We start from the raw sequence: 12,937 nt of genomic DNA on the forward strand, positions 1-12,937 counted from the left end.
CGAGCCTGCTCGCGAATGAGGAGATAGTTAGGGGAGTAACAATCCGTTCGATAAACGAACACTCAGTCGATTATCGGATTGTTTGGCGATTTTCAGCGGCTTAATCTTCAGTGACTCCGGCGCTGAACCTCGCGCCTTTTTATCACTGGCGATTCACTACAAAAACGGGAGCCTGCTCCATGGCTGAGATCCTTTCGCTGCACGACGCGGTGAAGCAATTCGTCAACGACGGCGACACCGTCGCGCTCGAAGGCTTCACTCACCTGATCCCTACGGCGGCGGGTCATGAAATCATTCGTCAGGGCAAGAAAGATCTGACCCTGGTGCGGATGACGCCTGACCTGATCTACGACCAACTGATCGGTGCCGGTTGTGCACGCAAGCTGATCTTTTCCTGGGGCGGCAATCCGGGTGTGGGTTCGCTGCACCGTCTGCGCGATGCGGTCGAGAAGCAGTGGCCGCATGCCCTGGAAATCGAAGAGCACAGCCACGCCGACCTGGCCAACGCCTACGTCGCCGGCGCTTCCGGCCTACCGTTCGCCGTACTGCGGGCCTACGCCGGTTCCGACCTGCCGAAGGTCAACCCGCTGATCAAGTCCGTGACCTGCCCGTTCACCGGTGAAGTGCTGGCGGCCGTGCCGTCGGTGCGTCCAGACGTCACCGTGATCCACGCGCAGAAAGCCGACCGTCAGGGCAACGTGCTGCTGTGGGGCATTCTCGGGGTGCAGAAAGAAGCGGCACTGGCGGCCAAGCGCTGCATCGTCACCGTCGAGGAAATCGTCGACAACCTCAACGCCCCGATGAACGCTTGCGTGCTGCCGACCTGGGCCTTGAGCGCGGTTTGCCACGTACCCGGCGGCGCGCATCCGTCCTACGCCCACGGTTACACCGAGCGTGACAATCGCTTCTATCAGGCGTGGGATCCGATCGCCCGCGACCGTGAGACGTTTACCGCGTGGATCAACGAATACATCCATGGCTGCGCTGACTTCAGCGAGTTCCAGGCCAAGTTGGCCGCTGCTTCGGAGGCCAAGTAATGACTTACACCACCAATGAAATGATGACCGTCGCTGCGGCCCGTCGCCTGAAGAACGGCTCGGTGTGCTTCGTCGGCATCGGCCTGCCGTCGAAAGCCGCCAACCTTGCGCGCCTGACTTCGTCGCCGGACGTGGTGCTGATCTACGAATCCGGCCCGATTGGCGCCAAGCCAAGCGTGCTGCCGCTGTCGATCGGTGACGGCGAATTGGCGGAAACCGCCGACACCGTCGTCCCGACCGGTGAGATTTTTCGCTACTGGCTGCAGGGAGGGCGCATCGACGTCGGTTTTCTCGGCGCCGCGCAGGTCGACCGTTTCGGCAACATCAACACCACCGTGGTCGGCGATTACCACGCGCCGAAAGTGCGTTTGCCGGGTGCCGGTGGCGCGCCGGAGATCGCCGGTTCGGCGAAGAGCGTGTTGATCATCCTCAAGCAGTCGGCGCGTTCGTTCGTCGACAAGCTCGACTTCATTACCTCGGTCGGTCATGGCGAGGGCGGCGATTCGCGCAAGCGTCTGGGCCTGCCGGGTGCTGGCCCGGTCGGGATCATTACCGACCTGTGCATCATGGAACCGGAGCAGGGCACCCACGAATTCGTGGTCACCGCCCTGCACCCGGGCGTGACCCGCGAGCAAGTGGTCGCCGCCACCGGCTGGGCGATCCGCTTTGCCGATAACGTTGAAACCACGGCTGCACCGACCGAGGTCGAACTGACTGCACTGCGCGATCTCGAAGCGCGCACCGCCGCCGCCCACGGCCAGGCACCGGGAGAAGCATGATGCGTGACGTGTATATCTGCGACGCGATTCGTACCCCTATCGGCCGGTTCGGCGGTGGTCTGTCCGCCGTGCGCGCCGACGATCTGGCCGCCGTGCCGATCAAGGCGCTGATGGAACGCAATCCGTCGGTGGACTGGAACGCGATCGATGAAGTGTTCCTCGGCTGCGCCAACCAGGCTGGCGAAGACAACCGCAACGTGGCGCGCATGGCGCTGCTGCTGGCGGGGCTGCCGGACAGCGTGCCGGGCGTGACCCTCAACCGTCTCTGCGCTTCGGGCATGGACGCGATCGGCACTGCTTTCCGTGCGATTGCCAGCGGCGAGATGGAGCTGGCGATTGCCGGCGGCGTCGAGTCGATGTCCCGCGCGCCGTTCGTGATGGGCAAGGCGGACGCAGCGTTCTCGCGCAACATGAAGCTGGAAGACACCACCATCGGCTGGCGCTTTATCAACCCGCTGATGAAAGCCCAGTACGGCGTCGATGCGATGCCGCAGACCGCCGACAACGTCGCCGACGACTATAAAGTGTTGCGTGCCGATCAGGACGCTTTCGCCCTGCGCAGTCAGCAACGCACGGCCGCCGCGCAGGCTGCGGGCTACTTCGCCGAGGAAATCGTCGAAGTGCGGATCGCCCACAAGAAGGGCGAAACCGTGGTCAGCCAGGATGAGCATCCACGCGCCGACACCACGCTTGAAGCGCTGACCAAACTCAAACCGGTCAACGGCCCGGACAAGACTGTCACCGCCGGCAACGCGTCCGGGGTCAACGATGGCGCCGCCGCGCTGATTCTCGCGTCGGCGGAAGCGGTGAAAAAACACGGCCTGACAGCACGGGCCAAAGTGCTGGGTATGGCCAGCGCCGGTGTTGCACCTAGGGTGATGGGCATCGGCCCGGTGCCGGCGGTACGCAAACTGATCGAGCGTCTCGGCGTGGCGGTCAGCGATTTCGATGTGATCGAACTCAACGAAGCCTTCGCCAGCCAGGGCCTGGCAGTGCTGCGTGAATTGGGTCTGGCCGACGATGCGCCGCAGGTCAACCCGAACGGTGGCGCGATTGCCTTGGGCCATCCGTTGGGCATGAGCGGCGCGCGACTGGTGCTGACCGCGTTGCATCAGCTGGAAAAGACCGGCGGCAAGAAAGGTCTGGCGACCATGTGCGTCGGCGTCGGGCAGGGTCTGGCCCTGGCCATCGAACGCGTCTGACGCAGCGCGTCGACTGATAAGAACTGAGGAAAGCGAAATGACTGACAAGCCTGGCTACCGTCGTCCGCAGGAAGGCACCCAGCCTGAATACCTGCACCCGACGTATCAATCCACCAACCTGCGCTCGCCGTCCAAGCCGTTGGTGTTTCTGCCGCATTCGTTGTCGGAGATCACCGGCCCGACCATCGGTGCCGAACGCGTCGCCGAGAAAGACAACGACCTGACCGCGCAGCACGACGGCGAGCCGTTGGGCGAGCGCATCATCATTCACGGCCGTGTGCTCGACGAAAACGGTTTGCCGGTGCCGGGGATTCTGGTGGAGATCTGGCAGGCCAACGCCGCCGGTCGCTACAACCACAAGCGCGACCTGCACGACGCACCGCTGGACCCGAACTTCACCGGCACCGGCCGCACCGTGACCGACGCCGATGGCTGGTATCAGTTCCAGACCATCAAGCCCGGCGCCTATCCGTGGGGTAACCACCACAACGCGTGGCGCCCGGCGCACATCCATTTCTCGCTGTTCGGGCCGAGCATCCTCACCCGTCTGGTGACGCAGATGTATTTCCCCGGCGACCCGCTGCTGGCCTACGACCCGATCTACAACTGCGTGCCGGACACCTCCGCCAAGGAACGTCTGATCGCCGCTTTCGATCTGGAAAAAACCATTCCGTCCTACGCCCTCGGCTATCGCTGGGACATCGTCTTGCGCGGCCGCGACGCCACGCCGATGGAGAAATAAGATGACGCTGACTGCCACCACGTCCCACACCGTCGGGCCGTACTACCACATCGGCCTGACCTGGCTGAACCGCGAAAACCTCGCGGTCGAACAAACCCTCGGCGAGCGCGTGGCGATCACCGGCCAAGTCGTTGACGGCAACGGCGATGTGGTCAACGACGCGATGCTCGAAGTCTGGCAGGCCAACGCCGCCGGCAAGTACGCGCACCCGGAAGACGAGCAGGACAAACCGCTGGATCCGCACTTCGAAGGTTTTGGCCGGGTGCCGGTGGACGCCGAAGGGCGCTTCCGTTTCACCACGATCAAACCGGGCACGGTCGAAGGCCTGAAGGGCTCGACCCAGGCCCCGCATCTGGTGGTGCTGGTGTTTGCCCGTGGTCTGGTCAAGCACTTGCTGACACGCATCTACTTCGAAGGCGACCCGGCGAACGTCGATGATCCGCTGCTGGAATGTGTGCCGGCGGAGCGCCGCGGGACGTTGCTGGCGAAGCCGGATGCGGCGGGTGTGTATCAGTGGAATGTGATTTTGCAGGGCACTGAGGCTGAGACGGTGTTCTTCGATTACTGAAGTTCGCCCCAATCCCCTGTGGGAGCGAGCCTGCTCGCGAAAGCGGTGGGTCAGCCAACGTAAATGTCGTCTGGCACTCCCTCTTCGCGAGCAGGCTCGCTCCCACAGGGGAGAACTGTGTTGCAGATGGAACTGTGGAACGGGACTGTTGCGAAGTGTGTCTAGACTCTCACCTGTCCCTTCAGAGTAAAAAACAATGACCACTACCACCGCTCATTACACCGGCGAGGAGCGCAGCAAGCGCATCTTCGCCATTGTCGGTGCCTCGTCCGGCAACCTCGTCGAATGGTTCGACTTCTACGTCTACGCCTTCTGCGCGATCTATTTCGCCCCGGCATTTTTCCCCTCCGACAACCCCACGGTGCAACTGGTCAACACGGCCGGGGTGTTCGCTGCCGGGTTTCTGATGCGCCCGATTGGCGGCTGGATTTTCGGGCGGCTGGCGGACAAGAAGGGCCGCAAGACCTCGATGATGATTTCGGTGCTGATGATGTGCTTCGGCTCCCTGCTCATCGCCTGTCTGCCGACTTACGCCAGCATCGGCGTCTGGGCTCCGCTGCTGTTGCTGTTCGCGCGGCTGTTGCAAGGCCTGTCGGTGGGCGGCGAGTACGGCACCACCGCCACCTACATGAGTGAAGTCGCGCTCAAGGGCCAGCGCGGCTTTTTCGCCTCGTTCCAGTACGTGACGCTGATTGGCGGGCAACTGCTGGCGGTGTCGCTGGTGGTGATCCTGCAACAGTTCCTCAGTGAAGATGAACTGCGTGCTTACGGCTGGCGGATTCCGTTTGTGGTCGGTGCGGTGGCGGCGGTGATTTCGCTGTTCCTGCGTCGCTCCCTGAAAGAAACCACCAGCAAGGAAATGCGCGAGAACAAGGACGCCGGCAGCATCCGCGCGCTGTTCCGTGATCACAAAGCCGCGTTCATCACCGTGCTCGGTTACACCGCCGGTGGCTCGCTGATTTTCTACACCTTCACTACGTACATGCAGAAGTACCTGGTGAACACCGCCGGCATGCACGCCAAGACCGCCAGCTACATCATGACCGGCGCGCTGTTCCTGTATATGTGCATGCAGCCGCTGTTCGGCATGCTCGCCGACAAGATCGGCCGACGTAATTCGATGCTCTGGTTCGGCGCGCTCGGCACGCTGTTCACTGTGCCGATCCTGTTGAGCCTGAAAAGCATCAGCAGCCCGATTCTGGCCTTTTTGCTGATCACCGTGGCGCTGGCGATTGTCAGTTTCTACACCTCGATCAGCGGCCTGGTGAAGGCCGAAATGTTCCCGCCGGAAGTCCGCGCCCTTGGCGTCGGTCTGGCCTATGCGGTGGCCAACGCGATCTTCGGCGGTTCGGCGGAATATGTGGCCCTGAGCCTGAAGGCCGGGGGCATGGAAAACGCGTTCTACTGGTACGTCACGGTGATGATGGCGGTGGCGTTCCTGTTCAGCTTGCGCCTGCCGAAACAGGCGGCGTACTTGCACCACGATCTGTAAACCGATGTGCGCGGGCCGCATTGGCCCGCGCCGGCAAGGACTGTTTATGACTCAGCGACCGGGCAATCAATTGTTCGATGCCTATTTCACGGCCCGCGACATGCGCGAGGTGTTCTGCGATCAGGGCCGGGTGCAGGCGATGCTCGATTTCGAAGCGGCGCTGGCCCGGGCCGAGGCACGGGTCGGGGTGATTCCGGCGTCCGCCGTGGCGCCGATTGCCGCCGCCTGCAATGCCGGTCTGTATGACTTCGCGGCGCTGGGCGAGGCGATTGCCACGGCCGGCAACTCGGCGATTCCACTGGTCAAGGCGTTGGGCAAGCAGATCGCCGCGAGCAGTGCCGAGGCCGAGCGTTATGTGCATCTGGGCGCCACCAGTCAGGACGTGATGGATTCCGGGCTGGTCCTGCAATTGCGGCAGGCGCTGGAGCTGATTGAAAGCGATCTGGCAGCGCTGGCCGATTCGCTCGCCACCCAAGCCAAAAGTCATGCGACGACGCCACTGGCCGGGCGCACCTGGCTGCAGCACGCGACACCCGTGACTCTCGGGATGAAGATTGCCGGTTGGCTTGGCGCGGTGACCCGCAGCCGTCAGCGTCTGCGCGAACTCAAGCCGCGGCTGCTGGTGCTGCAATTCGGCGGTGCTTCCGGCACCCTCGCGGCGCTCGGCGAGCAAGCGCTGCCAATCGCGCAGGCGCTGGCCGAAGAGCTGCAACTGACTTTGCCTGAACAACCGTGGCACACCCAGCGGGATCGCATCGTCGAGTTCGGCGCGGTGCTTGGTTTGATCGCCGGTAGCCTCGGCAAACTCGGGCGCGACGTCAGTCTGTTGATGCAGACCGAAGCGGCGGAAGTGTTCGAGCCGTCGGCACCGGGCAAGGGCGGTTCCTCGACCATGCCGCACAAGCGCAATCCGGTCGGCGCGGCGGTGTTGATCGGTGCGGCGACCCGGGTACCGGGGCTGGTCTCGACGCTTTTCAGCGCCATGCCGCAAGAGCACGAACGCAGCCTCGGTCTGTGGCATGCCGAATGGGAAACCCTGCCGGAGATCTGCTGCCTGGTGTCCGGTGCGCTGCAACAGGCACGCTTGCTGGCCGATGGTCTGGAGGTCGATGCCGAACGCATGGCGCGCAACCTCGAATTGACCCAAGGGCTGGTTCTGGCCGAAGCGGTGAGCATCGTCCTCGCGCAACGGGTTGGTCGCGACACCGCGCATCACTTGCTTGAACAATGCTGCAAACGCGCGGTGGCCGAACAGCGCCACCTGCGTGCGGTGCTCGGCGACGAGCCGCAAGTGACCGCCGAACTGAGCAGCACCGAACTGGATCATCTGCTCGACCCCGCGCATTACCTCGGCCAGGCACAAACCTGGGTCGAGCGCGCAGTGGCCGAACACAACGCATTGTCTGTCTGAAAGGAGAGGGCTGTGGCTTTCGTTCAACTCGCCGATGGCGAACTGCATTACGTTATTGAAGGCACGGTCGACGCACCGGTGCTGGTGCTGTCCAACTCGCTGGGCACCGACCTGCACATGTGGGACGCGCAGATGCTGGCGTTCACCGAGTACTTCCGGGTGCTGCGTTTCGACACCCGTGGTCACGGCCAGTCGTTGGTGACGCCGGGGCCTTACAGCATCGAGCAACTGGGCCGCGACGTGCTGAGTCTGCTGGATGCGCTGCACATCGAGCGTGCGCATTTTTGCGGACTGTCGATGGGCGGGTTGATCGGCCAGTGGCTGGGGATCAATGCCGGTCATCGTCTGCACAAACTGATCGTGTGCAACACCGCCGCAAAGATCGGTGATCCGTCGGTGTGGAACCCGCGCATCGAAACCGTGTTGCGTGATGGCCCGGCAGCGATGGTCGCATTGCGTGATGCGTCGATTGCCCGGTGGTTTACCCCGGATTTTTCCGCGGCCAATCCGGCCGCGGCGAAGAAGATCACCGACATGCTCGCGGCGACGTCGCCTGAAGGTTATGCGGCCAATTGCGCGGCGGTGCGCGATGCCGATTTCCGTGAGCAACTGGCCTCGATCAACCTGCCGCTGCTGGTGATCGCGGGTACCGAAGATGCGGTAACGCCACCGTCCGGTGGGCATTTCATTCGGGAGCATGTGCGCGGCGCCGAGTACGCCGAGTTCTATGCTGCGCACCTGTCCAACGTGCAGGCCAGTGCCGCTTTCAGTGATCGTGTGTTGGCGTTTCTGAACGCTCAGTGAGGGGAAGTTTGTGGACGAGAAACAACGTTACGACGAAGGCCTGCAAGTCCGCCGTGCAGTATTGGGCGATGCTCACGTCGATCGCAGCCTGAATGCGCTGACCGAGTTCAACTCGGAATTCCAGGAGATGATCACCCGTCACGCCTGGGGCGACATCTGGACCCGTCCGGGCCTGCCACGGCACACGCGCAGCCTGATCACCATCGCCATGCTGATCGGGATGAACCGCGAGGCCGAGCTGAAATTGCATCTGCGTGCGGCGGCCAACAACGGTGTGAGCCGGAGCGAGATCAAGGAAGTGATCATGCAGAGCGCGATTTATTGCGGGATCCCGGCGGCGAATGCGACGTTCCATCTGGCGGAGTCGGTGTGGGATGAACTGGGAGTCGAATCCCGGGAGTGATGGTGCCTGAACTGACGCCTTCGCGAGCAAGCCCGCTCCCATATTTAGAATGCATTTCCCTGTGGGAGCGGGCTTGCTCGCGAAAGCGGCAGACCTCGTGATGCATCAATCAGCACAGCCACTCAGACCTTGGCGACAATGAAAATCCGCTCCCACATTGGGAATGCATTTCCCTGTGGGAGCGGGCTTGCTCGCGAAAGCGGCAGACCCCGTGATGCATCAATCAGCACAGACACTCAGACCTTGGCGACAATGAAAATCCGCTTGAACGGAAACAGAGTCTGCCCGTTTTTCTCCGGCGGGTAATGTTTATGCACCCGCATCAGGAAGTGATAGATAAACCGCGCCTGTTCCTGAGACGTCAGCGTCTGCATTACCGGCCGCAGCGCCGAGACCTTCACCCAGTCGTACACCGGCGATTTGCCGCCAACCACCTGCAATTGCTCGGTTTCCCAGATCTCCAGCGACGTGGTCAGCGGCGCCAGCACGCGGTAATAATCCTCCAGTGTCAACAATGACCGCGCAGCCATGCACTGGCGCAGTTGCGGTGTGCCGATGGGGGTGTGTCCCGGTCCCGCGTCGTCGAGGGTGTCGAGCATCAATCGATACCACAAGGCATCGCGCCAGTCCGGCATGTGCACCGCCAGACAGCCGCCCGGGCGCAGATACCCCAGCAGGCGCGGCAGCAGGTGTTGATGATCGCCAATGAAATGCAGCACCGCCGCCGCGAGCAGCAGATCGGCCGGTTGTTCAGGTTGCCAGTCGAGCAGGTCGCACTCTTGCCATTGGGCGTTGATCGGCAGGCACCGGGCCTGATCAAGCATCTGCCGCGAGCTGTCGACACCCAGCAACTGCGCACGCGGCCAGCGCTCGGCCAGCCGTTGAGTGGCGATGCCGGTGCCGCAGCCCAGGTCATAAATTCGTCTGGGGTCGTGCAGATCGATACGGTCGAGCAATTCGTTGACCGGGCGTTGCCTGAGACGGGAAAACTGCTGGTACGCCTTGGCGTCCCAGTGGGTGCAGGCGTTCCCTGCCGTTTCGAGTTTGGCGCTCATGAGGAGGTCCTCTCTGGCGGATTACAGTTGTCGTCCAATGACGTTGAGGGTTTTCAGGACAACGGCCACGCCTTTGCGTGTGTCCTCTTCATTCAGCAGTTTGAGCAATGCCAGAGTGCCCGGCGCCGCTGACTGTGCCGATACTTCGGCTTTGGCTACGCGCACTGCATTACTGACTGTCCAGGTGGCGGCTGTGCTGCTCTCGAACAATTGCGCGAGTTTTTCCACCATGGCCGCGTCGAGCAGATCGGCGATATCGGAAACCAGGGAAAGCAGGTCGACAATATTCTCCAGGCGTCCGCCATCGATTAACGGCTGCAGTTTTGCCATCAGCGCAGTGAACCCGGGCGTGGCTGACATTTCCTCGGGCATGTTCATGAGCAATCACTCCTCCCTGTGCAGGGTCATAGCATTCCCCGGGCCACCGCCCAGTAAAGACCGCGATTGAAACCGTTTCTGAGCAGACCGCCCAATTTGGTCGGGGGTGTTGGCAATACATCGTGGGCGTAGTCGTACCAGAGTGGCATCCCGGCATTCAGGCCCATTTGGGCTACCGCCTGTACCCGCCCGTCGTATACCGAGTTGGGTGCGCCAAGACGGATCTGGGCGGTGATGTTGTTGGCGATCACCGGCGCCTGGTTATGACAGGCGCCGCCGGCCTTGCTGACCGGCAGGTCGACGGTGTCGCCGATCACGTAGACATTCTCCAGACCGTAGACCTGCAGCGTTTCGTGATTGGTCGGCAGCCATCCTTCATCATTGGCGGCGTGTGAGATGCCGCACCCACGCACCACCTCGACGGCCTGGATGGGTGGAGTAGCCATCAGAATGTCGAAGGGTTGCGCATCGCCCTCGGCTGAGTAGGCGATTTTTGCATCAGGATCCACATGGCTCAGGGTGAAGCCGCGCTGAAATTGAATGTTTTTCCGGGCAAAAATGCTCGGCAGAATTTCACCCGTGGGGCGCTGCAAGAACAGACAATTGCGCAATAGCTGGGCAACCGTCGGGTAGGTGTAGATGATTTCCACCTGCTCGCGAACACCTCGACGACGCAACAAATCATCCAGCATCAATGTCGTTTCCACGGGTGCGATTCCGCATTGGTGCGGGACGTTCGGTGTCTGCGGGAAGGACACGGTAATGAAAATCCGGCCTTTTTCGATGCTGTTCAGGCGTTGCGCCAGCTGCCGGGCAGGAAGGTATTGATAGAAGTGGTCGCCGGCTTCTTGCAGACCCTCGATGCGTTCCGGCGCCGGCACGCAGCCGGTGGCGATCACCAGAAAATCATAGTCGAAGCGCTTGCCGGTACGGGTGCGCAATTGCTGCCCGGGAAAGTCGAAACGGGTGACTTCTTCAACGTGGAAACTGATTTCCGGGCGCAACAATGAGCGTTCCGGACGTTTGAGTTCCTCTTCGAAGAACTGACTGAACGCCACGTACATGAACGCAGGTTTGTAGTAATGATCGGGGGAACTGGACAGTAATGTGATCGAGACGTCGCCGCGTAGAACTTCGGGATACAGCTTGCCGACCAGTTGATTGGCCAGCATGGTTCCACCTACACCGCCACCGACGATAACTATTCGCTTGCTCATACCTGACCTCCGTGGCCAAGGCAGCTTCGCGTACAGCATCCGGAGATAACGGAAGAAAACTAAGGGCTCCTACAGCAGGCTGGAGAATTTACACACTCTGTTGACTGTATCTGCGCCTCGACAAATCGCCAGTCCGGGCTGACCAGTGGTTGATGCCGGCGCCGCTTGTGCAGCGCCGGCGTGCGGGTTCAGAGCAGGCTGATCGGATAGCTGATGATCAGACGGTTTTCGTCGAACTCGTTGTTGCTGAAGTCGCGGCGCATGGTCGAGTTGCGCCAGCGCACGTTGAGGTCGCGCAGGGTGCCGCTCTGTACGGTGTAGCCCAGTTCCGATTCGCGGCCCCATTCCTTGCCGTCGGTGATGGTTCCGGTGTGTACGTTGTCGCCGCTGATGTAGCGGTTCATCAGGGTCAGGCCGGGGATGCCCAGGGCGGCGAAGTTGTAGTCGTGGCGCACCTGCCAGGAGCGTTCCTGAGCGTTGTCGTAGCTTGCGTTGTAACTGTCGTTGGCCAGGGTGCCGCCGCTGGTGCCGTTGACCCGCATCCAGGCGCTGTCGCCGGTGAGTTTTTGCAGGCCGACGTAGAAGGTGTTGCCGCCGTAGCGGGCCGAGAACATCCCCGACCAGGTCTTGTTGTCGAGTTCGCCGGCGCGGGCGCTGCCGTCGTCCTTGCCGTAGAAGAAGCCGAGGTTGGCGCCCAGCGTCCAGTCGCCGAGTGGCTGGCTGTGAGTCAGGTTGAGGTATTGCTGGCTGTAGATGTCCTTGAGTTCGGCGTTCCACAGGCCGATCTGCGTGCGTTTTTCGTTGAAAACGTACTCGCCGCCCTGAAAGTTGAAGCGATCGGAGGTGAACGCCGCTTTGCCGGTCATCGACATGTCGCTCATGCTGCTGTCGTCGCGCGGGCTGTTGGCGCGGAACTGCCCGCCATACAGGGTCAGCCCGTTGATTTCCTTCGAAGTGATCTGCCCGCCACGGAAGGTTTGCGGCAGCGAACGGCCGTCATCCGAGCGCAGGATCGGCAGCACCGGCATCCATTCGCCAACCTTGATTTCGGTCTGAGAGAGCTTGGCCTTGAACGCGACGTTGGTGCGACCGAAGTTGTCCGCCGGCCGCCCGTCGTGATCCAGCGGCAGCAGTTGCGTGCCACCGGTGCCTTTGCCGCCATCAAGTTTCACCGAGTACAGGCCGAGCACGTCCATGCCGAAGCCAACGGTGCCTTGGGTGAAGCCGGATTTGGCGTCGAGGATGAAGTTCTGCGTCCACTCTTCAGCCTTGCCCTGAGCCTTGGTCGGGTTGGTGAAGTTGCGGTTGATGTAGAAGTTGCGCAGGTTGAGGTTGACCTTGGCACCTTCGACGAAACCGGCTTCTTCGGCTGCGGCGGGGAGGGCGACGCCGGTCAGGGCCAGGGCGATCAGGCCGGGGAGTGCGTACGGCGCAGTTGGATGAGTCATCGCAGGGTCTCTTGTTATTTTTTTAGGTCGAACGGAGCCGTTGCCGCCATTTTCGGGGCGGGCACGAGCTTGCAGAATCAGGGATGAAGCGGCGGCGATCAGCCGGACGGGACAGGGCGCGGGAGCATGGAGTCGAACCTGTTGTTATTGGTTTTGTGGAGCGAATGGTGCGGGGGGCGATGGGCGGGATTCAATCGGGGAAAGCGGGTTTTGGGCGATTATCGAACGCAAGATACAGCTGGATTTTATAGTGTCTGTCAGGGCCTCTTCGCGAGCAGGCTCGCTCCCACATTTGGAATGCGATCCCCTGTGGGAGCGAGCCTGCTCGCGAAGGGGCCAGCCCAAACCACACACTTTTCTGACAGGCAACAAAAAGCCCGCCAAATGGCGGGCTCCTTGTG

At 62.0% G+C, this 12,937-nt stretch carries 13 protein-coding genes; 9 read left to right on the forward strand and 4 right to left on the reverse strand.

The features are described 5' to 3' along the window. Positions 1-179: 179 nt before the first annotated feature. The 9 genes from H043_RS0126935 to pcaC all read left to right on the forward strand — a co-directional run bounded on the left by H043_RS0126935 (position 180) and on the right by pcaC (position 8,438). On the forward strand, positions 180-1,037 hold the full coding sequence (locus H043_RS0126935; protein ID WP_003222404.1) for a CoA transferase subunit A: 858 nt from the start codon (positions 180-182) through the stop codon (positions 1,035-1,037). Continuing rightward, complete coding sequence (locus H043_RS0126940) at positions 1,037-1,816, forward strand: CoA-transferase subunit beta (protein ID WP_027614392.1); 780 nt, start codon at positions 1,037-1,039, stop codon at positions 1,814-1,816. The genes H043_RS0126935 and H043_RS0126940 overlap by 1 nt, the downstream gene beginning before the upstream one ends. Beyond that, the gene (pcaF, locus tag H043_RS0126945) at positions 1,813-3,018 is read left to right on the forward strand and encodes a 3-oxoadipyl-CoA thiolase (RefSeq protein WP_177325677.1); all 1,206 of its coding nucleotides are present in this window, start codon (positions 1,813-1,815) and stop codon (positions 3,016-3,018) included. Before H043_RS0126940 ends, pcaF begins: the two co-directional genes overlap by 4 nt. Positions 3,019-3,055: 37 nt before the next feature. Continuing rightward, positions 3,056-3,760 (forward strand): protocatechuate 3,4-dioxygenase subunit beta, encoded by a 705-nt coding sequence (gene pcaH, locus H043_RS0126950; protein WP_027614394.1) that lies wholly within the window; start codon positions 3,056-3,058, stop codon positions 3,758-3,760. Between the two features lies 1 nt (position 3,761). After that, entirely contained in the window at positions 3,762-4,328 is a 567-nt protein-coding gene (gene pcaG, locus H043_RS0126955) for a protocatechuate 3,4-dioxygenase subunit alpha (RefSeq protein WP_027614395.1), read from the forward strand. Between the two features lie 196 nt (positions 4,329-4,524). Further along, positions 4,525-5,820 (forward strand): MFS family transporter, encoded by a 1,296-nt coding sequence (locus H043_RS0126960; protein ID WP_027614396.1) that lies wholly within the window; start codon positions 4,525-4,527, stop codon positions 5,818-5,820. Between the two features lie 46 nt (positions 5,821-5,866). Further along, complete coding sequence (locus H043_RS0126965; protein WP_027614397.1) at positions 5,867-7,231, forward strand: 3-carboxy-cis,cis-muconate cycloisomerase; 1,365 nt, start codon at positions 5,867-5,869, stop codon at positions 7,229-7,231. 12 nt (positions 7,232-7,243) lie between these two features. Beyond that, a complete protein-coding gene (gene pcaD / locus H043_RS0126970; protein WP_027614398.1) occupies positions 7,244-8,035 on the forward strand; it encodes a 3-oxoadipate enol-lactonase in 792 nt (263 codons plus the stop codon). Positions 8,036-8,045: 10 nt separating this feature from the next. Then, positions 8,046-8,438: a 4-carboxymuconolactone decarboxylase gene (gene pcaC, locus H043_RS0126975; RefSeq protein ID WP_027614399.1), complete on the forward strand. Its 393-nt coding sequence runs from the start codon at positions 8,046-8,048 to the stop codon at positions 8,436-8,438. 236 nt (positions 8,439-8,674) lie between these two features. On the opposite strand, the gene H043_RS0126980 is transcribed toward pcaC, so the two are convergent. From H043_RS0126980 to H043_RS0126995, 4 genes are all read right to left on the reverse strand, one after another. After that, positions 8,675-9,493: a methyltransferase domain-containing protein gene (locus H043_RS0126980; protein ID WP_027614400.1), complete on the reverse strand. Its 819-nt coding sequence runs from the start codon at positions 9,491-9,493 to the stop codon at positions 8,675-8,677. A 21-nt stretch (positions 9,494-9,514) separates the two neighbouring features. Further along, on the reverse strand, positions 9,515-9,871 hold the full coding sequence (locus tag H043_RS0126985) for a DUF1641 domain-containing protein (RefSeq protein ID WP_027614401.1): 357 nt from the start codon (positions 9,869-9,871) through the stop codon (positions 9,515-9,517). A 26-nt stretch (positions 9,872-9,897) separates the two neighbouring features. Beyond that, a complete protein-coding gene (locus tag H043_RS0126990; protein ID WP_027614402.1) occupies positions 9,898-11,088 on the reverse strand; it encodes an FAD/NAD(P)-binding oxidoreductase in 1,191 nt (396 codons plus the stop codon). Positions 11,089-11,276: 188 nt separating this feature from the next. Further along, entirely contained in the window at positions 11,277-12,536 is a 1,260-nt protein-coding gene (locus H043_RS0126995; RefSeq protein WP_027614403.1) for an OprD family porin, read from the reverse strand. Between the last annotated feature and the right edge of the window lie 401 nt (positions 12,537-12,937).

It is taken from the genome of Pseudomonas sp. URIL14HWK12:I6 (assembly GCF_000514195.1).
GTDB classification, from domain to species: Bacteria; Pseudomonadota; Gammaproteobacteria; order Pseudomonadales; family Pseudomonadaceae; genus Aquipseudomonas; species Aquipseudomonas putida_A.

What these genes read in the sequence shown, in the direction of transcription:
- H043_RS0126980 (WP_027614400.1), bottom strand. Translation starts at nt 9,493, where the DNA reads ATGAGCGCCAAACTCGAAACGGCAGGGAACGCCTGCACCCACTGGGAC.
- H043_RS0126960 (WP_027614396.1), top strand. Translation starts at nt 4,525, where the DNA reads ATGACCACTACCACCGCTCATTACACCGGCGAGGAGCGCAGCAAGCGC.
- pcaG (WP_027614395.1), top strand. Translation starts at nt 3,762, where the DNA reads ATGACGCTGACTGCCACCACGTCCCACACCGTCGGGCCGTACTACCAC.
- H043_RS0126985 (WP_027614401.1), bottom strand. Translation starts at nt 9,871, where the DNA reads ATGAACATGCCCGAGGAAATGTCAGCCACGCCCGGGTTCACTGCGCTG.
- pcaF (WP_177325677.1), top strand. Translation starts at nt 1,813, where the DNA reads ATGATGCGTGACGTGTATATCTGCGACGCGATTCGTACCCCTATCGGC.
- H043_RS0126990 (WP_027614402.1), bottom strand. Translation starts at nt 11,088, where the DNA reads ATGAGCAAGCGAATAGTTATCGTCGGTGGCGGTGTAGGTGGAACCATG.
- H043_RS0126965 (WP_027614397.1), top strand. Translation starts at nt 5,867, where the DNA reads ATGACTCAGCGACCGGGCAATCAATTGTTCGATGCCTATTTCACGGCC.
- pcaH (WP_027614394.1), top strand. Translation starts at nt 3,056, where the DNA reads ATGACTGACAAGCCTGGCTACCGTCGTCCGCAGGAAGGCACCCAGCCT.
- H043_RS0126935 (WP_003222404.1), top strand. Translation starts at nt 180, where the DNA reads ATGGCTGAGATCCTTTCGCTGCACGACGCGGTGAAGCAATTCGTCAAC.
- H043_RS0126940 (WP_027614392.1), top strand. Translation starts at nt 1,037, where the DNA reads ATGACTTACACCACCAATGAAATGATGACCGTCGCTGCGGCCCGTCGC.
- H043_RS0126995 (WP_027614403.1), bottom strand. Translation starts at nt 12,536, where the DNA reads ATGACTCATCCAACTGCGCCGTACGCACTCCCCGGCCTGATCGCCCTG.